Below are 19743 nucleotides of genomic sequence, written 5' to 3'. Positions count from 1 at the left end.
CCGGCGCCGCCGGCGGACGGGGCAGAAGCTGGGTACCTGGTCGCGAGACAGGAGGCAGCCCGTGACCGAGCCGACCGATCCGCTGTCCACGATCCCCCCTCCGCGGCCGGGCACCGAACCGCTGCGACGACGCGGGCTGGTGCTCGGCGCCGGTGCGGCGCTCGGCGGTGCCTGGGCTCTCGGGGTGCTGTGCGCGCTCCAGGACGTCGAGGGCTACGACCCCGCGGAGCAGGACGTGATCGTCGGCACCTCCGCCGGTTCGGTGCTGGCCGCGCTGATCGCCTGCGGTGTCCCGCCCCGGCGGCTGGCCGAGCGGCTCGCGGGCGGCGCGGCCGAGGTCGAGGGCACCGAGCCGGTGAACGCGCTGGACGTGGACGACCAGGTCCACCGGACCCTCGGCCACGTCCCGCTGCCCATCCCGCTCCCCGGCAACCTCGCCCTCGTGGCGCGCAGCCTGGGCCGCCCCGGCCGGCACACCCTCATGACGGCCGCCGCCGCGCTGGCTCCGCGGGGGCGCGGCAGCCTCGCCCCGGTGGGTGAGCTCGTGGCCGAGTTCCAGCCGGCCGGGGGCTGGCCGGTACGGCCCCGGACGTGGGTGGTGGCCATGGACTTCGACTCCGGCCGGCGGACGGTGTTCGGCCGGCCGGGTGCGCCGCCGGCGTCCCTCCCGGTCGCGGTCATGGCCTCGTGCGCGGCACCCGGCTACTTCCCGCCGGTCCCCGTCGCAGGGCGCCGCTACATCGACGGAGGAGGCGTGTCCGTCACGAACGCCGACGTGCTCGTGCGCGAACACCTCGACGAGGTGCTGGTGCTCGCCCCGATGGCCTGGAGTGGTTCCGACCCCCGGTGGGGACGGCTGGCCCGGCTCGACGGCGGGCTGCGCCGGTACGCCACGGGCCGCCTCGAGCGCGAGGTCCGCCGGCTGGAGGAAGCCGGCAGCCGGGTCCGGGTCGTCGTCCCGACGCCGGAGGACCTGATCGCCATGGGCCCGAACGTCATGAACCCGGAGCGCCGGACCGCCGTCTTCGAGACCGCGTTGCGCACCACCTCGGCGAGACTCCGTCAGCCCCGTGCGGTGAGGTACCCGGTCAAGCCCCCCACGGTCGCGACCTCGGCGTAGGCGTCCTCGGGGATGTCCACCGCAGTGCGAGCGGCGATGGTCTCCAGCACCCGGAGGAAGTCCAGGGAGTCGAGCTCGAGGTCCTCCCGCAGCCGCGCCCCCTCCGTGAGGTCCGTGGGATCGACGTCGGGCGCGATCTCCCCGATGGCGGCGCGCACGGTCTCCTGGGCTTCCTGCTCGGTCACAGTTCCTCCGGTTGCTGGAGCAGTTCGTCGATCCGGCCGAGGAAGCGGCCGCCCCCCAGCCCGTCGCTGACCCGGTGGTCGGCGGAGAGCGTGGCGGTCACCGCGTGCCGCACACCGAGCAGCCCGCGGTCCGCGAACGGCTGCTCGACCACCCGGCCGAATCCGACCATGGCGACCTGGGGCGGGTAGATCACGCCGAAGACGCTCTCCACGCCGAGGTCCCCGAGGTTCGTGACCGTGATCGTCGGCGCGCTCATCTCGGCGCGGGTCAGCCGTCCGCCGCGCGCCCGCGCGACCAGGTCGCGCAGCCGGTCCATGAGGACGTCGACCGGCAGCGTGTCCGCGTCCAGGATCGCCGGCGCGACCAGTCCGCCCGTGCGCAGCGACACGGCGACGGCGAGGTGCACCGACTCGCTGGGCCGGTACTCCCCGTCCTCGAAGCTGCCGTTCATCCCGGGGACCTCGTGCGCGGCCCGGGCCGTCGCCTTCAGCAGCAGGGCGGCGGGAACGAGCCGCTGGGTCACCGGCCGTCCGGCGTTGGCCGTCCGCATCCAGTCCATCGCCGCGCGCAGATCGATCGTGGTGGTCAGGTAGTAGTGCGGGATGGTCTGCTTCGACCGGGCCATCAGGTTGCCGATGGCCGTGCGCATGGTGGCGGCGCGATCCGGCGGAACCCGGACGGCGGCCTCCTCCGGGCTGTCCACCGCTGCGGCGGCCGGTGCAGCCGCGGTGGACGGGCCCGCAGCGGTCGCTGCCCCGCGCACGTCGGTCTCGGTGATCGCGCCGCCCGGCCCGGTCCCGTGGACGGCGGCGAGCTCCACCCCCAGCTCGGCGGCGAGGCGCCGGGCCAGGGGAGAGGAGCGGACCCGGTCCGGACCCGGCCCGGCCGCGACGGACACCGTGGCCGCCGGGGATGCGGGGGAGGCCGCTGCGGCCGCCCGTTCGACGTCGACCCGCCTGATCGCTCCGGCCTTTCCGGTGCCGCGCAGTTCGGCGAGGTCGACACCCAGCCGGTGGGCGAGGTGGCGCACCGGCGGCGTGGCGTTCGGCGCGTCGCCGGCGTGCGGCGTCAGCGGCGGAGACGGGGCCGGGAACGGCTCCGGCGGGGCGGGCTCGGGTGGGGGAGCGGGCAGCGGGGGAGGCGTCGGCTCGTCCGGAGTGCTCGGCTCGGGCGGTGGCGTGGGCACCGGTGGCGTCGTCGGGGCCGGCGGCACGGGTGGGATGGTCGCGGTTGCCGCCGCGTCGCCGATCAGGGCCAGGAGGGCGCCGACGGGGACGTCGGTACCCGCCTCCACGAGGAGTTCGGTGACGACCCCGTCGCTGAAGGACTCGACGTCCATCAGCGCCTTGTCGGTGTCGACGGTGGCGAGGACGTCGCCGCGGTGCACGGTGTCGCCGGGCTGGACCAGCCACTCGGTGATCCGCCCGTGCTCCATGTCGGCGCCCAGCGAGGGCATCCGGAACTCAGCCACCTGCGTGCACCGCCTCGCGGGCGGCGGCCACCACCCGCTCGGCGGTGGGCAGCGCGGCCAGTTCCAGGTGCCGGGCGTAGGGGATCGGGACCTCGGCGCTGCACACGCGCCCGACCGGGGCGTCCAGGTCGTAGAAGAACCGTTCGGTGATCCGCGCGCTGATCTCGGCCGAGAGGCTGCCGCTGCGCCAGCCCTCGTCGACGACGACGGCCCGGTGCGTCTTGGTGACGGTCGCCGCGATCGCGGCGTCGTCCAGCGGGCGCAGCGTCCGCAGGTCCAGCACCTCGGCGTCGATGCCGTCGGTCGCGAGCCGGTCGGCCGCCTCGAGCACCATGGGCAGGGTGCCCCCGTAGGTGATCAGGGAGACGTCGGCGCCGGGTCTGCGGACGGCGGCGGTGTCGATGTCGACCGCGCCGGCGTCGTCGTCCAGTTCGCCCGGGACGGCGTAGAGGGTGCCGTGCTCGAAGATCAGCACCGGGTCGGGGTCCTGCAGAGCGGTCCACAGCATGCCGCGGGCGTCGGCCACGGTGGCCGGGGCCAGGATCCGCAGCCCGGGGATGTGGGCGTACCAGCCCTCGAGGCTGTGCGAGTGCTGGGCGGCCAGCTGGCGGCCCGCGCCGGTGGTCATCCGGATCACCAGCGGCACGCTGAACTGGCCGCCGGACATGTGCCGCAGGGTCGCCGCGTTGTTGATGATCTGGTCCAGCGCCAGGAGGCTGAAGTTGACGGTCATGATCTCGACGATGGGGCGCATCCCGCCGAGGGCCGCACCGATGCCGGCGCCGGTGAACGCCGACTCCGACAGCGGCGTGTCCCGGATCCGCTCCGGCCCGAACTCCTCGAGCAGCCCCAGGCTGACCGCGTAGCAGCCGCCGTAGTGCCCGACGTCCTCTCCCATGAGGAAGACCCGCTCGTCACGCTGCATGGCCTCGCGGATCGCCGCCCGCATCGCCTCGCGGTAGGTGGTCTTCACGGCGTCGCCGGCTCGGTGTAGAGGAACCGGGTGAGCTCCTCGACCGGCTCCGGGGTGCCCGCCTCGGCGTAGGCCACCGCCTGCTCCATCTCCGCGTCCACCTCCTGCTGCATCGCGGTCCACTCCTCCTCGGAGAGCCGGTCCTCGGCCTGGAGGGTCGCGCGCAGGGTGGCGATCGGGTCCCGCTCCACCCAGCTCGCGACCTCCGCCTTGTCGCGGTACCGCTCCGGGTCGAACATCGAGTGCGCCCGGAACCGGTAGGTGCGCAGCTCCAGGAAGTGCGGTCCGCCGCCGCTCCGGACGGCGTCGACGGCCCGGCGGGCGGCCTCGGCGACGGCGAGGGCGTCCATGCCGTCGGCCGGCCAGGCGGGGATCTCGTAGGCGGCCGCCTTGAGCGCGAGGTCGGTCTGCGACTCGGTGTACCGCAGCGCGGTACCCATCGCGTACAGGTTGTTCTCGCAGACGAACAGCACGGGCAGCTGCCACAGCGCGGCCAGGTTGAGGCTCTCGTGGAACTCGCCCTCGGCGACCGCGCCCTCGCCGAAGAAGCACGCGGTGACCCGGCGGCGGCCCTGCATCCGGTCGGCCAGGGCGAGGCCCACCGCGACCGGCAGGCCACCGGCGACGATGGCGTTCCCGCCGTAGAAACGGGTGGCGGCGTCGAACAGGTGCATCGACCCGCCGCGGCCGCGGCAGCAACCTTCCTGCTTGCCGAACATCTCGGCGAGGATCGAGTCGGCGGACACGCCCCGCAGCAGCGCGTGGCCGTGCTCGCGGTAGGTGGCGACGACGGCGTCGTCCGGCTCGAGGGCGCTCATGACGCCGGCCGCCACGGCCTCCTCCCCGATCTGCACGTGCAGGAAGCCGCGGATCTTCGTCGCGCTGTAGAGCTCGACGCACGTCTCCTCCAGGCGCCGGACCCGGAGCATCCGCCGTAGCAGGTCGTGCGCCTGGTGCTGGTCGGTCATCGTCCGGCCTCCAACGTCGAGAGGTCGCCCTCGGGCAGCCCCAGCTCGCGGGCGCGCAGCAGGCGGCGCAGGATCTTGCCGCTCTTCGTCTTCGGCAGGCTCTCGGCGAAGGCGATCTCGCGCGGCGCGACGGCCGCACCCAGCCGCTTGCGGGCCAGCGCCAGGATGCTCAGGCGGAGCTCCTCGGACGGGACGTGCCCGGGACGCAGCAGCACGAACGCCTTGACCACCTGCCCGGCCACCGCGTCCGGGACGCCGATCACGCCGGCCTCCGCCACCGCCGGGTGCTCCATCAGGCAGCTCTCCACCTCGAACGGGCCGATGAGGTGGCCGGAGGACTTGATGACGTCGTCACCGCGGCCGACGAACCAGTAGTAGCCGTCGGCGTCCCGGCGGGCGAGGTCACCGGTGAGGTACCAGCCACCGGCGAAGCAGCGCCGGTAGCGCTCCTCCTCGTCCAGGTGGCCGCGGAACATCGACGGCCAGCCCGGCCGGAGCGCCAGCTCGCCCTCGACGTCGGGGTCGGTGACCAGCACCGCGACCCCGTCCTGGATCACCGGCGCGCCGTCGGCGTCGCGGGCCACCAGGCCCACCTCGACACCCGGCAGGGGACGCCCCATCGATCCGGGCCTGATCTCGGTGGCCACCAGGTTGGCGATCATGATCCCGCCGGTCTCGGTCTGCCACCAGTTGTCGTGCACCGGCAGCCCCCACGCCTCCTGGCCCCAGACGACCACCTCCGGGTTGAGCGGCTCGCCGACACTGGCGACGAACCGCAGCGCGGAGAGGTCGTGCGCGCGCGCCCGCTCCGTCCCGGCGCGCATCAGCATCCGCAGCGCCGTCGGGGCGGTGTACCAGACGGTGACCCGGTGCTCCGCGAGGAGCCGGTACCACCGGTCGGCGTCCATCTCGGCCTCGTCGACGAGCGCGGTCACGCCGTGCACCAGGGGGGCGATGACGCCGTAGGACATGCCGGTCACCCAGCCCGGATCGGCCGTGCACCAGTACACGTCGCCAGGGTGCAGGTCCAGGGCGTACAGCCCGGTCGCGTAGTGCGCCACGACGGCGTCGTGCACGTGGACCGCGCCCTTGGGGGTCCCCGTGGTGCCGCTGGTGAAGTGCAGCAACGCCGGGTCCTCCGGCCGCGTGGCCGCGATCTCCCGGCTCGGGACCGAGCGCTGGAGCAGCTCGGCGAGGTCGAGGGTGCCGGGCTCCGGCGAGCCGTCGGCGTCGACCAAGAGCACGTGCGCGAGATCGGGCAGGTCGTCCCGTACGGGCGCGACCTTCCTGCGGTACAGCGCCCGGGTCGTGAGCAGCACCCGGCCGCGGCCCAGGCGCAGCCGCTGGCTCACCGGCTCCGGACCGAACGCGGAGAACAGCGGGCAGAAGACGCTGCCGTTCTTGAAGGTGCCGAGGACGCCGGTGAACAACTCCGGGCACCGGCCGAGCAGGGAGAACACCCGCTCGCCGCGGCCGACGCCGAGGCCCTGCAGCACGGCGGCGAAGCGGGACGACGCCTCGGCGAGATCGGCGTAGGACAGCGACCGGGTGCTGCCGTCGGCCCGGACGAAGCGCAGCGCCTCGGCATCCCGCCGCGGGCCGCTGGCATGCCGGTCCACGGCCTCGTGGGCGATGTTCAGGCCGCCATCGGGCAGCCCGTCCAGCGCCGCCCGTGCCGCGTCCCACGTGAAGGAGGCGCAGGTCGCCTCGTAGTCGGTCAGGTTGGGCCGCACCGCCATGCGCGAGGGCGCCTTGGTGATCACAGGCCAGCGGGTGGCGGAGCCGGCGTCTACGGTCACCGGCTCATCCGACCGCCGGAGCCCGACGGCCGCACAGGGCCGAAGGTCGGCGGGCCGCACGGACATGCGGCTCTCGTCGCCCGGGATACCGGGACGTTGCGCCCTGCTCGCGCCCCGCCCGGGTGCCCGAGGGTGGGGCCGGGACGGCTGCGAGGAGGCGCGATGAGTACCGGTGCTGGAACGGCGCGGGCGATCTTCCCCGATCGCACCGAGGCCGGTCGGCAGCTGGCCGCGCGGCTGGCGCACCTGCGCGGTCAGGACGCGGTGGTGCTGGGCCTGCCACGCGGGGGAGTGCCCGTGGCCGTCGAGGTGGCGCGGCGGCTCGACCTGCCGCTGGACGTCATCGTGGTGCGCAAGCTCGGTCTGCCGGGCCGGTCCGAGCTGGCGATGGGCGCCGTGGGCGAGGACGGCGTGGTCGTGCTGAACCACGAGGTCCTCGCCCGGTCCGGCGTCGGCCGGCGAGAGGTCGCCGTCGCGGAGCAGCGGGAGCGTCGTGAGGTGGAGCTGCGTGCGTCGCGCTTCCGCGCGCACCGGCTCCGCGTGCCCCTCCGGGGCAGGACGGCGGTGATCGTCGACGACGGGATCGCCACCGGGGCGACGGCCCGGGCGGCCTGTCAGGTGGCCCGCGCGCAGGGCGCGTCGAGGGTGGTGCTCGCGGCGCCCGCGTGCGCGCCCAGCACCGCCGACGTGCTGCGCGGGGAGGTGGACGAACTGGTGGTCGTGACGACGCCCGCGGACTTCGTCGCGGTCGGGCAGGCCTACGACGACTTCCGCCCCGTTCCGGACGAGCAGGTCCTGACGCTGCTGGAGGAGGCCGCCACCGTCGATCCCCGGCCCCCGGCGGGCGACGACCCGGGGCGGGACGAGGAGGTCGAGGTCGTCGCCGGGAACGTGCGCCTGGGCGGGCGGCTGACCGTTCCGGCGCATCCGCTGGGCATCGTGGTCTTCGTCCACGGCAGCGGCAGCAGCCGGCACAGCCCCCGCAACGGCGCCGTCGCCCGGGTGCTGCAGGAGGCCGGACTGGCGACCCTGCTCTTCGACCTGCTCACTCCGGGCGAGGAGCAGGACCGCAGGAACGTCTTCGACGTCCCGCTCCTGGCCGGGCGGCTGTCGCAGGTCACCGCCTGGTTGCGCCGGCGACCCGGCTGCGCGCCCCTCCCCATGGGCTGGTTCGGCGCCAGCACGGGGGCGGCGGCGGCGCTGTGGGCCGCCGCGGAGCCGGGAGCGGACGTCGCGGCGGTGGTGTCCCGCGGTGGACGGCCGGATCTGGCGGGCCCGCGGCTGGAGGACGTCCGCGCCCCGACGCTGCTGCTGGTCGGCGGCCGGGACGACGTCGTCCTCGAGCTGAACGTGCGGGCCGCGGCCCGGCTGCGCTGCGAGCACCGCCTCGAGATCGTCCCGGGCGCCACGCACCTGTTCGAGGAGCCGGGCACCCTCGAGGCGGCGGCGCACCTGGCCCGCGACTGGTTCGTGTCCCACTTCCCCCGGGCGCCCCGGAGCGCCGCCTGACGGCGGTAGACGGGTTCGCCCGAACGTCCCTCAGTTCAGCCAGACGCCGCTGACCACGATCCAGATCCCGTCGGCGCCCTCCCGCGCGGGCTGGCGCAGCTGCAGGGTCACCATGCGGCCGTCCGCCCCGTTGGTCACCTCGGCGGTGTGCGGATCGGCGAGGGCGACCTGGGCGTCGGTCCAGCCGAGCTCGCCCCTGGTGAAGGCCTCGGCGACCGCGGCGATGTCGAGGCGCCAGGGCTGATGCCCCTCGTCGACCGCGTGCTGCAGCTCGGCGACCTGGGCGGCGCTGAGCGCCTCTCCGGGGATGGCCGTCCCCGCCGTCGGGCTCGGCGTGGGGGGCGGCGGCGGAGTCCGGGTCGTCGCCGGAGCGTTCGGGGTGGTCGACGGCTGCGCGCTCCCCGAGGACGTCTCGCCTGCCGACGTGCTCGTCGCCGGGGTGGTGGTGTCGTCGTCGTCGCCACAGCCGGTGAGCGCGACGGCCGCGACGACCAGGGCCGCGCACGACCGCGAGGCGCGCCGTCGGGGCGCACGGGGTGTCGTCATCATGCGCCGTGCGATCAGACGGACTGCGGGGAGCGCTGGGACGCCGACGTGTCCGACGTGGCCTGTTGCGGACGCCGGCCGGCGCGCCGGGCCAGCAGCAGCGCGGCCACCAGGAGCAGCAGGCCGAGCGCCACGGCGACGATCGGCAGCACGGTCCGGATGAGGTTGAGCTGCGTGGCGCTGTCCGCGGTGTCCGCCGCGCGGTCGGCGATGGAAGCGTCGGTCGAGGAGAGCTCGACCGTCGAGAACGGCACCTCGACGGTCTGCGGGCCGAGCGGCAGCTGGGCGGTGATGACCTGGTTGGACGTCCCGGCGATCGTCGCGCCCAGCTCGGCGTCGGCGGAGATGGTCACGTCGTAGACGGAGGTGTAGCTCAGCGGAATGGTGTCGGGCAGGAGCGGGACGACGGCGGGCAGCTGCCCGGCCAGGTCGGGCGGCAGCAGGTCGAGCAGCGCGGGCGCCAGCGCGATCAGCTGCTCCTTGGACACGGAGGTGGGCAGCCCCAGGGACTCCGGGTCGGCGACCGTCCCTTCCATCGTCGAGCCGTAGAGGTAGACGGTGCGGCCCTCCAGGGAGTCCTCGCCCTGGTAGGTCAGCGGGTAGGCCTCGGCCGTGTTCTGGTCCCAGAGCCGGTAGTCCTCGTCGGTGGAGGGGTTGATCGGCAGCGTGAAGACCAGGCCTTCGCTGTCGACGACGTCCCCGGCACCCTCGGGTGGCGTCGTCGATTCCTCGGTCGTCCGGTCGATGGCGTAGCGCAGCGAGCGCGACGGGTCCGCCACGCCGTCGATGCTGCGCTCGACGGTGCGGACGACGATCGCGGTGTCGCCGTCGACGGATTCGACGTCGATCCGCCGGCTGGCCTCGACCGGGGCGTCCTCCAGCAGGACGTCCTCGGAGCCGCCCGAGAGCGCGGCCGGGTCGAGCCCGGTGTAGGTGCCCTCGAACTCCTGGAGGATGTCGGTGTCGGCCGGCAGCTTGCTCACCGCCGGTACCACGACGAAGCGGACGACCGCGGCGACGGCGAGCAGGAGGACGCCCACGACGGCCAGGACGACGGAGGAGCGGGTGAGTCGCACGGTGGCTCCCGGGAGATCGGGTCTGGGACGGTTCCAGCCTGGGGATCCGCGTCGCGTCGCACCGCAGCCGTTGGGCCCCATCGCGCAGGGCCGGAGGGCGCGGCAGGGCACGAGGTCGGTGCAGGGGCCAATGGCCCTCCCGTCGTCCCCCGCTCGCATGACCTTCGCCCGTACCGCAGCGTGCGCGGGAACCGGAGGATCCATGGCGACCCACCGTGACGGAGGAGCCATGACGACGACGACCAGGACCAGCGAGACCGGCGCACTGCCCGTTCCGGCGGCATCGCTCGCCCGGCTGTTCCACGACCGGGTGGCGGCGAGCGGAAGCGCCGAGGCGTTCCGTCACCCGGACGGGGACGGCGGCTGGACGTCGGTGACCTGGGCGCAGGCCGGGGAGACCGTGACGGTCACCGCTGCCGGGCTGCTCGCCCTGGGGATCCGGCCCGAGGACCGGGTCGCCGTCGCGAGCGGCACCCGGATGGAATGGGTGTACGCAGACCTGGCGGTGATGTGCGCGGGCGGCGCGACGACCGCCGTCTACCCGACGACGAGCACGGCCGACGTGGGATTCATCCTCTCCGACAGCGGCGCGCGCATCGTCTTCGCCGAGGACGACGCGCAGGTCGCCAAGCTGCGGTCGCAGCGCGACCACCTGCCCGACGTGGTCCGCGTCGTCACGTTCGACGGTGAGCCGGACGGCGAATGGGTGATCAGCCTGGCCGACCTGCAGGCTCTGGGCGCCAGCCTCCTCGTGTCCGATCCGACCGCCGTCGACGAGGCGGTGGCCGCCATCCGGCCCGAGCACCTGGCCACGCTGATCTACACCTCGGGCACCACGGGTCGGCCCAAGGGCGTCGAACTGCCGCACCGGTGCTGGACCTACATCGGTGCGGCGGCGGAGTCCGTGCACCTCGTGCGCCCCGACGACCTGCAGTACCTGTGGCTCCCGATGGCGCACTCCTTCGGCAAGATGCTGGAGGCGGTGCAGCTGCAGATCGGGTTCCCCACGGCGATCGACGGTCGGCTCGACCGGATCGTGGACAACCTCGCCGTCGTCCGGCCCACGTTCATGGCCGGGCCACCGCGCATCTTCGAGAAGGTGCACGGGAGGGTCGTGCAGACCGTCGAGCAGGAGGGCGGCATCAAGCTGAGGCTCTTCTCCTGGGCCTTCGCCACGGGCGCCGAGGTCTGGCGCGCGCACCTGGAGGGGAGGCGCCCGAGCCCGTGGCTCCGCGCCCAGCACCTCGTGGCCGACCGACTGGTCCTGTCCAAGGTCCGGGACCGCCTCGGCGGCCGGATCCGGTTCCTCCTCTCGGGCAGCGCTGCCCTCTCCTCGGACATCGCCGACTGGTTCGGGGCGGCCGGCATGCCGGTCGTGGAGGGGTACGGGCTGACCGAGACCAGCGGCGGCGCCACCGTCGCGGACCTCGACCGACCCGGCGCCGGGGTCGTGGGGGCGCCCCTGCTGGGCTCGGAGATCCGGATCGCCGAGGACGGCGAGATCCTCATCCGCGGTCCCCACGTCATGCGCGGCTACCACAACCGGGCCGATGCCACGGCCGAGGTGCTCGCGCCCGACGGCTGGTTCTCGACCGGCGACGTCGGTGAGCTCGACCGCGAGGGCCGGCTCCGGGTGACGGACCGGAAGAAGGACCTGATCAAGACCAGCGGCGGGAAGTACATCGCTCCGCAGGCCATCGAGGGCCTGTTCAAGGCGGTCTGTCCGCTGGCCAGCCAGATGATCGTCCACGGCGACGGGCGCAACTACGCCACCGCGATCATCACCCTCGATCCCGACGCCCTCGTCCAATGGGCCAAGGCCCAGGGGCTGACGTCCACCGACTACGCGAGCCTGGTGACCGAACCGGCGGTGGTCTCCTACGTCCAGGAGTGCCTGGACGAGATGAACGCCCGGCTCAACCGCTGGGAGACGATCAAGGACTTCCGGCTCCTGGACCACGACATGTCGGTGGAGTCCGAGGAGCTGACGCCGAGCATGAAGGTCAAGCGCCGGCAGATCGAGACGCGGTACCGGTCGCTGCTGGATTCGATGTACGAGGGGGCGGCCGACTCCGACGTGTAGCGGGAGACCCGGCGGACGGGACGGTGCCGCCGGGACTCACCGGGGAGCGCGCAGCTCGACCACGACGACCTCGGGGCGGGCGCCGATCCGCACGGGCGGCCCCCAGGACCCGACGCCGGAGGTGACGAACAACTGCGTGCCGCCGTAGCGCCGGTAGCCCTCGATCACCGGCTGGTCCAGCCGGACGGCGTAGTCGAACGGCCACAGCTGCCCGCCGTGGGTGTGCCCCGACAGCTGCAGATCCACCCCGGCGGCCCGGGCGGCGTCGATCTGCAGGGGTTCGTGGGCGAGCAGGACGACCGGCCGCGACCGGTCCCGGCCCGCGAGGGCCGCGTCCAGGCCGGTTCCGCGGCCGGGCGGGTCCCCGCCGTCCGCGGCGTCGACGCCCGCGAGATCGAACGTCGCGCCGCCGCGACCCAGGGCGACCCGCTCGTTGCGCAGCACCCGGACACCGAGGTCGGAGAGGTGCCGCAGCCAGGCCTCGGTGTCGACGCGCTGCTCGTGGTTGCCCGCCACGAAGAAGACCCCCTGCTCGCTGACCAGGTCCTGCACCGGCGCCACCTGTTCGCGCAGCTGCTCCAGCCGGCCGTCGACGAGGTCCCCGACGATGGCGACGGCATCCGGTCGCTGGGCGTTGACCAGGTCGATCACCCGCTCGAACCGCCGCCCGCCGTAGCCGGGCGACAGGTGGGCGTCCGAGAACGTGACGATGCGGAAGCCGTCGAGCGCGGGGTCGAGCCCGGCCAGGGTCACCGGCAGCCGGCGGACGACGGGAGCACCGGTCGCCGTCCGCATGCCGACGCCGACCGTCCCGAGCGCGACCGCACCGGACCCGACCGCGAGGCCCCGGGCCAGGAACAGGCGGCGGGACGACTCCGGGACGACCGGCCGATCCTCCGACCCCTGGTCCGGCTCCGACCGCGCGGGCCCGCCGCGCCGGCGCAGCCACCAGCGTGCGCCGAGCCGGACCGGTTCCAGCACGAGCAGGCCGAGGATCACGTAGAAGGCCACGCCCAGCCAGACGAAGCCGGCCTCCTGGGCAGGCAGGAGCACCTCCGGCGGGTAGGGCACCGCCAGGGCGACGGTGATCAGGAGGGCGAGGACGGCGAGCAGCGCCGTCAGCCATCGCCGCCCACGTCCCGGACGCGTGGTGTCGTGCACCAGCCGCCACCACAGGTAGCCGTGCGCCAGGAGGACCGCGCCGAGCAGGACGGCGTCCCAGAACGACAGCTGGATCGCGGACAGGAGGTCCTCCTCGCTCACGGCATCAGGAGGTGCGGCCCCGTGCCCCGCCGACCCCTGCATCCCTACCACGGGTCGCAGTCATGAACGCATCCTCGGGTGGCTCCGTCGCCCGTCCCAGGACCTTCGTCGCTGCGGGACGGTTCCGACGACCCCGGTCGTGACCGGCCCGGTCCACGACACTCGGGAAGCCCTGACGGCCCGGCGACGCCGGGGCCGCGGGGTGTGGTCGGGAGGGCAGGTGTCGTGCGCGGGCTCCCGGACGTCCCACCCCTTCGCGGCGGCCCGCAGCGCACGGGCCTCGGCCCGCTGTGCCCGTTCTCGCTGGGTGTGTCACCGATCGCGCGCTTCCTGAACGTCGAGCTCGCCGACGATCCGACCTACGACGGTCTGGAGCTGCAGTGGTTCGACGACGACGTCCACGGCAGGGGCATGCTCGCCTTCCTGTCCCGCCGGGTCGACCGGCGCGTGGACTACTACCCGGAGCGGGGTCTCCGCCTGGACCCCGGTGGCTACGAGATCGGCGGGGGCACCGGGTCCTGGACCGAGACCGATTTCCGGGTCGCCCGGCTGGAGGTCACCGAGGACGGGGTCCGGGCCGAGGTGCGGTTCACCGACGTCGACGGGCGCCAGGTCGACGTCCTCGTGGACGACCGCGACGGCCGGCGGCGTCGCCGGGCGCAGCTGCTGGCGCCGGTCGGCGCCGGGATCGACCGGCCGAAGGCACTGCTGCTCGTGTGGCTGAGCGGGTTCGACCTGGTTCGCGTCACCGGCACACGTCCGACGATCCGCATCGGCGGGCGCGAGGCCTCGACGGGACGGCTCCCCGGCGCCCGCCTGCACCGGCGGCACCTGATCAAGTACGCGGCACCGCTCTGCGCCGTGGAGCTCAACTCCGACCACGACGGTGCCCTGCGCGCACCGGGTGCCGGGCAGCGTCTGGAGCTCACTCCCGACGGGACCGGTATCGAGGCCGTCGTGGCCGAGGGAGGCGGCCATGGCGCCCGGGTCGCGCTCGAGCCCGCCCTGCCGGATCTCCGACTCCTCGCCGACGGCGCGGTCGAAGCCGGGCGCTGGCACGTGTCGGTCGACGGCGCCCGGGTGACCGGTGGCGCGTGGTCGGGAACGCGACAGGGCGGGCGGGTGACCCTGGAGATGGATGTGACGGAACGGTGGCGGCCCGGTCCGCTGCCGTGGCTGATGCGGCTGGTCACGACCGTCGTGCCCGTCTTCCGCCGGTGGCCCACCACCTACCGCTGGCGAGCCGAGGTGCAGCTGGGCGCGGACCCGACGATGTCGTCCCGGTGGGAGCGCGTCGCCTCGGATGCCGCGCAGGGGTACCGCCGCTGGACCCGTTCCTGACGGGGTGCCCGGCCCGGCTCCGGTCGCCGGTCGTCGGCAGGGCAGGCTGACGAGCATGGCGCCCGACCGGACGACCGACCCGACCAGCCACGCGACGCACCTGGTCCCCACTCCGGACGGGCGCGTGCTGGAGGTGCTGACGACGGGACCGGAGGACGGGTTCCCGCTCGTCTTCCATCACGGAACCCCGCAGGCCGCCGTCCCGTACGGGATCCTGGAGCGGCCCGCATCGGCCCGGCAGCTGCGCACGATCGCCTACTCCCGGCCCGGCTACGGGCGGTCGACGCCGCGCTCCGACGCGGTGAGCACGGCCACCGTCGCCGACGACGCCCGTGACACCGCGACCATCCTGGACCACTTAGGCCTGGACGAGTTCATCACGCTGGGCTGGTCGGGAGGCGGTCCGCGCGCGCTGGCCTGCGCCGCGATGCTGCCGGGCCGATGCCGCGCGGCGACCTGCGGGGTGGGCATCGCGCCCCCGGATGCGGCCGGTCTGGACCTGCTCGCCGGGATGGCTCCGGAGAACGTCGCCGAGTACACCGCCGTGGGCCGAGGTGCGGACGCGCTGGCGGCGTACCTGGAGGAGCACGGCGCGCCGATGTTCTCGGTGACGGCCGATCTCATCGTCCTGGGGATGGGCGCGCTGCTCCCCGACGTCGACAAGGCCGCGCTGACCGGGGAACTCGCGGAGTACCTCGCTGCCTCGACGCGCAGGGCCGGGATGCAGGGCATCGTCGGCTGGCGCGACGACGACCTGACGCACAGCCGGCCGTGGGGCTTCGACATGGGCGAGATCGTCGTACCGGTGTCCATCTGGCAGGGGACGGAGGACCGCATGGTGCCGTTCGCGCACGCCGTGTGGCTCAGCCGGCATGTCGCCGGCGCACGCGCGCACCTCGTGGAGGGTGAGGGTCACGTGTCGCTCGTCATGCGGATGGACCGGGTCCTCGACGATCTCGTGCAGCAGGCAGGGCTCTAGCCTCGGGGTACCCCGAGGCCGCCGCTGGTCTCGTGGTCGAGGAGGTCATGGGATGTCGAAGGCCCTGCTGCTGGAGAACATCGATCCGGTCGCGGTCGACGCGTTGACCGCGGCCGGGTACGCGGTGGAGACGCGGCGTGGGGCGCTGGAGCCGGCCGAGCTGGTCGCCGCCCTCGACGGCGTGGCGCTGCTCGGCATCCGGTCGAAGACGCAGGTGACCGCCGAGGTGCTCCGGCAGTGTCCCGAGCTGGTCGCGGTGGGCGCCTTCTGCATCGGCACCAACCAGATCGACCTCGCCGCCGCCGCGGCCTCCGGCGTCGCCGTCTTCAACGCGCCGTACTCCAACACCCGGAGCGTGGTCGAGCTGGCGATCGCGGAGATCATCAGCCTGGCCCGGCGGCTGCTCGACCGGGACAAGGCCCTGCACGCCGGCACCTGGGACAAGTCGGCGTCGGGCAGCCACGAGATCCGCGGCCGGACCCTCGGCATCGTGGGCTACGGCAACATCGGCAGCCAGCTGTCGGTCCTGGCCGAGGCGCTGGGCATGCGGGTCCTCTACTACGACCTCGAGGACAAGCTCGCGCTCGGCAACGCCGAGCGCTGCGGCAGCCTCGACGAGCTGCTCGCGCGGGCCGAGGCGGTCACGCTGCACGTCGACGGCCGGGGCGGCAACGCCGGGCTGTTCGGCGCCGAGCAGTTCGCCCGCATGCGCCCGCGCAGCCTCTTCCTCAACCTCTCCCGCGGCTTCGTCGTCGACCACGAGGCGCTGCGCGAGCACATCCTCAGCGGCCACATCGCCGGCGCCGCGGTCGACGTCTTCCCCGAGGAGCCCGCCGAGCAGGGCGACGCCTTCGACTCGGTGCTCCGGGGGCTGCCCAACGTCATCCTCACCCCGCACGTCGGCGGGTCGACCCAGGAGGCCCAGCACGACATCGGCCGTTTCGTCGCCGGCAAGCTGGTCGACTACCTCGCCTCGGGGACGACGACGCTGAGCGTCAACCTGCCCACGGTCGCGCTGCACGGGCGCTCGGTGGAGCGGTTCGGGCTGCTGCACCGGAACGTCCCCGGCGTCCTGGCCCGGGTCGACGCCCTGGTGGGGGAGCACGGCCTCAACGTCGACGGCCAGGTGCTGGCCACCCGGGGACAGCTCGGCTACGTGGTGACCGACGTCAGCGCGGAGCTCCCACCCGGCCTGCTCGCGGCACTGCGGGCGCTGCCCGAGAGCGTCCGGCTGACGATCCACGGTCCGCTGCGGACCGCCTGATGGACGCCCCCGCGCCGCACCGGTTCGTCGCTTCCGTCGTCGAGGAGGCCGCGAACAAGATCCACGAGGACGGCGTCGCCCGGCAGCTCGGCTTCTCCGGTGCGCTGGTCCCCGGCGTGGAGCTCTTCGCCCGCATCACCACGCCGCTGGTGGCCGCCTGGGGCGAGCAGTGGCTGTCCGAGGGGCGGGTGGACGTGCGCTTCCGCCGCCCGGTGTACGACGGCGAGGAGCTGCTCGTCGAGCTGGCCGACGGCCGGCTCACCGCCACCGGCCCGGATGGCGAGGTCCGCTGCGTGGGCTCCGCCGACCGGACCGCCGACCCGGCCGACCTCGCCGGCTTCCCGGAGGTGGCGCGCGGGCCCGGATTGGTGGCGGACCCGGTCGTGGGGCCATTCGGCAGCGTCTCGGAGCTGTGCACCGTCGAGCGGAACGAGTGGTACCTCGACGCGATCGGTGAACCCCTGCCGCTGTACCGGGACAACGGGTGGGCGCACCCGGGGATGCTGATGAAGGCGGTGCACCGGCTGCTCATGCAGAACGTGGCCCTGGGGCCCTGGATCCACACCGCGAGCGACTGCCGCTTCCTCGGCGTCGCCCGCCTGCCCGTGGTGCTCACGACGCACGGTCGTGTCACGCACGTCGGCCGGCGGGGCCGGCACGACGAGGTCCGATACGACGCGCTGGTCCTCGCCGGCGACAAGCCGGTGTTCCAGGTCCACCACACCGCGCTGTACCGGCTGCACGCCGAGGGCTGACCCGACGGCTGCGATCAGCCGGCGCTGGCGCCGCCCTGGACCGCCCGCCATACGCGCATCGGCGTGGTCGGCATGTCGACGTGCCGCACGCCGAGGTGGGCCACGGCGTCGATGACCGCGTTCTGCACCGCGGGGGTCGCGCCGATGGTGCCGGCCTCGCCGATGCCCTTGGCGCCGAGCGGGTTGTAGCTGGTCGGGGTCTCGGTGGTCACCAGCTCGAAGGTGGGCAGCTCGGTGGCCGAGACGATCGGGTAGTCGGCGAACGTCGACGTCGTCGGGTTGCCGTCGGCGTCGTAGAGCACCTCCTCCAGCAGCGCCTGCGCCGCGCCCTGCGCCAGGCCGCCGTGCCGCTGCCCCTCGGCGAGCAGCGGGTTGATGATCACGCCCGCGTCGTCCAGTGCGATCAGCCGGACGAGCTCGGCCTTGCCCGACTCGACGTCGACCTCGACGACGGCGACGTGCGCGCCGAAGGGGTAGGTGGCGCCCGGGGCGGTGAAGACGCTGCGGACGAACAGCCGCTCCTTCTCCGCCAGCGCGGCGAACGAGACCGACGTGCCGGGGACGCCGGCCACCCGGAGGCCGGCGAGCTCGCGGTCGACCACCAGGTCGGCGGGGTCGACCTCCAGCTCCTCGGCGGCCCGCTGCCGGGCCAGCTCGATCAGCTCGCCCGCGGCCTGCCGCACGGCCGCGCCGCCCTGCTGCAGGCTGCGGGATCCGCCGGTGCCGCCGCCCTTCGGGACCAGGTCGGTGTCGCCCCACTTGAGGGTGATCCGCTCGACCGGGATGCCGAGCTCCTCGCTGGCCAGCATCGCCCACGCGGTCGCGTGCCCCTGCCCGTGCGGGGAGGTGCCGGTGAGGATGGTCGCCGACCCGTCGGGGTGCACCTCGACGACCGCGTTCTCGTTCGGGTCGCCGGCCTCGGAGCCGGCACCGGTGATCTCGACGTAGACGGACAACCCCAGCCCCAGCTGGCGGACGTCGCCACGCTCGCGTCGGGCTGCCTGCTCCGCGCGGAGCCCGGGGTAGTCCGCCGCCTCGAGCACGGCGTCCAGCGCCGCCGGGTAGTCGCCGGAGTCGTAGAGCGCGCCGCCCTTGCTCATCCACGGCTCGGTGAAGGGGGCGACCAGGTTCTTCCGCCGGACGTCGGCCGGGTCCAGCCCGATCTCGGCCGCGAACAGGTCCACGGCCCGCTCGATCGCCGCGGTCGCCTCCGGCCGGCCCGCACCGCGGTAGGCGCCGATCGGGGTCGTGTTGGTGACCACGCTCTGGAAGGAGGTCTCCAGCACGGGGATGTCGTAGACCCCGGGCGCCATCAGCAGGGTGAGCGACGGCAGCAGCGCGCCCATCTTCGGATAGGCGCCGGCGTCCTGGAGCACGTGCAGCCGGTAGGCCCGGATCCGGCCGTCCCGGTCGCCGCCGATGGTGACCGTCTGCACCTGGCCGCGGCCGTGCGTCATCGCCAGCATGTTCTCGGAGCGGGTCTCCACCCAGGTGGTGGGCCGGCCGACGTGCTTCGCGGCCAGGGCGACGACCACGTGCTCGACGTCGGCGCCGAACTTGCCACCGAAGGCGCCGCCGACGTCGGGGGTGATGACCCGGACCTGGTCGGCGGGGAGGCCGAGCATGCCGCGCGCCGCCCGCTTGCTGCCCTGGGCGCCCTGGTTGGGCAGCCACAGCGTCAGCCGCCCGTCCTCGCCCCACGCCGCGGCGGCCGCGCGCACCTCCAGGGGCGCCACGGCCACGCGCTGGTTGACGATCTCCTGGGTGACGACGACCTCGCAGTCGGCGAAGGCGTCCGTCGTGGCGGCCCCGCCGTCGTCGGTGGCGCCCTCGGCGGCGGCCAGGTCGTCGCCGGGCGCGGCCGTCGCCGCCTTCGCGGGGCCGGCGAAGCAGACGTTCGTGCCCGCCTCGGGGTACAGCAGCACCTCGCCGCTCAGCGCCCCCCGGGGGTCGACGACGACCGGCAGCGGCTCGTAGTCCACCGAGACCAGCTCGGCGGCGTCCTCGCCCTGGTACAGCTCCTCGGTGAGCACCACCGCGACGGGCTCGCCGACGAAGCGGACGACGTCGCGGGCGAGCAGCGGCTGGACCATGGGCTTCGGGTACATCGGCATCGCCGGTCGCTGGGCCGGCGCGTCGAGGTCGTCGGCGGTCAGGACGGCCACCACCCCGGGCATGCCGGCGGCGGCCGAGGTGTCGATCCCGGTGATCCGCGCGTGCGCAGCCGGGGAGCGCACGAAGGTCACGTGCAGGGCGCCGGCCAGCCGCTCGTCGACCAGGTCGTCGGTGTAGACGGCGCCGGTGGTCAGGAAGCCGGGGTCCTCGGTGCGCAGTACCCGGGTGCCCAGGATGCTGCCCCCGGGCAGCATCCCGCTGGTCGTGTCCGAGATCGCCATGCCCGGAACCTGGC

16 protein-coding genes are annotated in these 19743 nt (G+C 74.3%); 7 read left to right on the top strand and 9 right to left on the bottom strand.

The features are described 5' to 3' along the window. Positions 1-61: 61 nt before the first annotated feature. Entirely contained in the window at positions 62-1120 is a 1059-nt protein-coding gene (locus tag CRP29_RS11220; protein WP_176522927.1) for a patatin-like phospholipase family protein, read from the top strand. Here CRP29_RS11220 and CRP29_RS11215 read toward each other — a convergent pair. The 5 genes from CRP29_RS11215 to acsA are packed head-to-tail and all read right to left on the bottom strand — an operon-like array spanning position 1063 to position 6517. Then, a complete protein-coding gene (locus CRP29_RS11215) occupies positions 1063-1305 on the bottom strand; it encodes an acyl carrier protein (RefSeq protein ID WP_097195128.1) in 243 nt (80 codons plus the stop codon). The genes CRP29_RS11220 and CRP29_RS11215 overlap by 58 nt on opposite strands. Continuing rightward, on the bottom strand, positions 1302-2777 hold the full coding sequence (locus CRP29_RS11210) for a 2-oxo acid dehydrogenase subunit E2 (protein WP_217991546.1): 1476 nt from the start codon (positions 2775-2777) through the stop codon (positions 1302-1304). Before CRP29_RS11210 ends, CRP29_RS11215 begins: the two co-directional genes overlap by 4 nt. Then, positions 2770-3750, bottom strand: a complete 981-nt coding sequence (locus tag CRP29_RS11205) for an alpha-ketoacid dehydrogenase subunit beta (RefSeq protein ID WP_097195127.1) — start codon at positions 3748-3750, stop codon at positions 2770-2772. Before CRP29_RS11205 ends, CRP29_RS11210 begins: the two co-directional genes overlap by 8 nt. Continuing rightward, positions 3747-4718: a pyruvate dehydrogenase (acetyl-transferring) E1 component subunit alpha gene (gene pdhA / locus CRP29_RS11200; RefSeq protein WP_097195126.1), complete on the bottom strand. Its 972-nt coding sequence runs from the start codon at positions 4716-4718 to the stop codon at positions 3747-3749. The genes CRP29_RS11205 and pdhA overlap by 4 nt, the downstream gene beginning before the upstream one ends. Continuing rightward, the gene (gene acsA, locus CRP29_RS11195) at positions 4715-6517 is read right to left on the bottom strand and encodes an acetate--CoA ligase (RefSeq protein ID WP_217991545.1); all 1803 of its coding nucleotides are present in this window, start codon (positions 6515-6517) and stop codon (positions 4715-4717) included. The genes pdhA and acsA overlap by 4 nt, the downstream gene beginning before the upstream one ends. 162 nt (positions 6518-6679) lie before the next feature. Here acsA and CRP29_RS11190 point away from each other — a divergent pair, with 162 nt between their 5' ends. After that, positions 6680-8026, top strand: coding sequence for a phosphoribosyltransferase family protein (locus tag CRP29_RS11190; protein ID WP_097195124.1), 1347 nt, complete (start codon positions 6680-6682; stop codon positions 8024-8026). 30 nt (positions 8027-8056) lie between these two features. Here the strand turns inward: CRP29_RS11190 and CRP29_RS11185 are convergent, their stop codons facing one another. Both CRP29_RS11185 and CRP29_RS11180 read right to left on the bottom strand, forming a co-directional pair. Beyond that, on the bottom strand, positions 8057-8575 hold the full coding sequence (locus CRP29_RS11185) for an acyl transferase (protein WP_097195123.1): 519 nt from the start codon (positions 8573-8575) through the stop codon (positions 8057-8059). Positions 8576-8586: 11 nt separating this feature from the next. Beyond that, on the bottom strand, positions 8587-9648 hold the full coding sequence (locus CRP29_RS11180) for a porin PorA family protein (protein ID WP_176522926.1): 1062 nt from the start codon (positions 9646-9648) through the stop codon (positions 8587-8589). Between the two features lie 229 nt (positions 9649-9877). Here CRP29_RS11180 and CRP29_RS11175 point away from each other — a divergent pair, with 229 nt between their 5' ends. Further along, the gene (locus CRP29_RS11175; RefSeq protein WP_097195121.1) at positions 9878-11731 is read left to right on the top strand and encodes an AMP-dependent synthetase/ligase; all 1854 of its coding nucleotides are present in this window, start codon (positions 9878-9880) and stop codon (positions 11729-11731) included. Between the two features lie 36 nt (positions 11732-11767). On the opposite strand, the gene CRP29_RS11170 is transcribed toward CRP29_RS11175, so the two are convergent. Next, positions 11768-12994, bottom strand: coding sequence for a metallophosphoesterase (locus CRP29_RS11170; protein WP_245852742.1), 1227 nt, complete (start codon positions 12992-12994; stop codon positions 11768-11770). 225 nt (positions 12995-13219) lie between these two features. On the opposite strand from CRP29_RS11170, the gene CRP29_RS11165 reads away from it, so the two are divergent. From CRP29_RS11165 to CRP29_RS11150, 4 genes are read left to right on the top strand one after another with little or no spacing between them, the layout of a single operon-like run. Beyond that, positions 13220-14335 (top strand): hypothetical protein, encoded by a 1116-nt coding sequence (locus CRP29_RS11165; protein ID WP_097195119.1) that lies wholly within the window; start codon positions 13220-13222, stop codon positions 14333-14335. A 55-nt stretch (positions 14336-14390) separates the two neighbouring features. Then, positions 14391-15314 (top strand): alpha/beta fold hydrolase, encoded by a 924-nt coding sequence (locus tag CRP29_RS11160; protein ID WP_097195118.1) that lies wholly within the window; start codon positions 14391-14393, stop codon positions 15312-15314. A 52-nt stretch (positions 15315-15366) separates the two neighbouring features. Beyond that, complete coding sequence (gene serA / locus CRP29_RS11155; RefSeq protein WP_097195117.1) at positions 15367-16578, top strand: phosphoglycerate dehydrogenase; 1212 nt, start codon at positions 15367-15369, stop codon at positions 16576-16578. After that, positions 16578-17333 carry a hypothetical protein gene (locus tag CRP29_RS11150; RefSeq protein WP_097195116.1) on the top strand — a complete coding sequence of 252 codons (756 nt, stop codon included), beginning with the start codon at positions 16578-16580 and terminating at the stop codon, positions 17331-17333. The genes serA and CRP29_RS11150 overlap by 1 nt, the downstream gene beginning before the upstream one ends. Before the next feature lie 14 nt (positions 17334-17347). Here CRP29_RS11150 and CRP29_RS11145 read toward each other — a convergent pair whose 3' ends face one another. Further along, a complete protein-coding gene (locus CRP29_RS11145; protein ID WP_245852741.1) occupies positions 17348-19729 on the bottom strand; it encodes a xanthine dehydrogenase family protein molybdopterin-binding subunit in 2382 nt (793 codons plus the stop codon). Between the last annotated feature and the right edge of the window lie 14 nt (positions 19730-19743).

The sequence above is a fragment of the Blastococcus aggregatus genome, assembly GCF_900221005.1.
GTDB lineage: Bacteria > Actinomycetota > Actinomycetes > Mycobacteriales > Geodermatophilaceae > Blastococcus > Blastococcus aggregatus.
The sequence above is the reverse complement of the archived record's forward strand: the minus strand, read 5'-3'. Positions and strand labels throughout refer to the sequence as shown.

Bases quoted from the DNA above. Each gene is read 5' to 3' on its own strand.
- pdhA (WP_097195126.1), bottom strand. From the start codon at position 4,718: ATGACCGACCAGCACCAGGCGCACGACCTGCTACGGCGGATGCTCCGG.
- CRP29_RS11190 (WP_097195124.1), top strand. From the start codon at position 6,680: ATGAGTACCGGTGCTGGAACGGCGCGGGCGATCTTCCCCGATCGCACC.
- CRP29_RS11185 (WP_097195123.1), bottom strand. From the start codon at position 8,575: ATGATGACGACACCCCGTGCGCCCCGACGGCGCGCCTCGCGGTCGTGC.
- CRP29_RS11175 (WP_097195121.1), top strand. From the start codon at position 9,878: ATGACGACGACGACCAGGACCAGCGAGACCGGCGCACTGCCCGTTCCG.
- CRP29_RS11160 (WP_097195118.1), top strand. From the start codon at position 14,391: ATGGCGCCCGACCGGACGACCGACCCGACCAGCCACGCGACGCACCTG.
- serA (WP_097195117.1), top strand. From the start codon at position 15,367: ATGTCGAAGGCCCTGCTGCTGGAGAACATCGATCCGGTCGCGGTCGAC.
- CRP29_RS11150 (WP_097195116.1), top strand. From the start codon at position 16,578: ATGGACGCCCCCGCGCCGCACCGGTTCGTCGCTTCCGTCGTCGAGGAG.
- CRP29_RS11145 (WP_245852741.1), bottom strand. From the start codon at position 19,729: ATGGCGATCTCGGACACGACCAGCGGGATGCTGCCCGGGGGCAGCATC.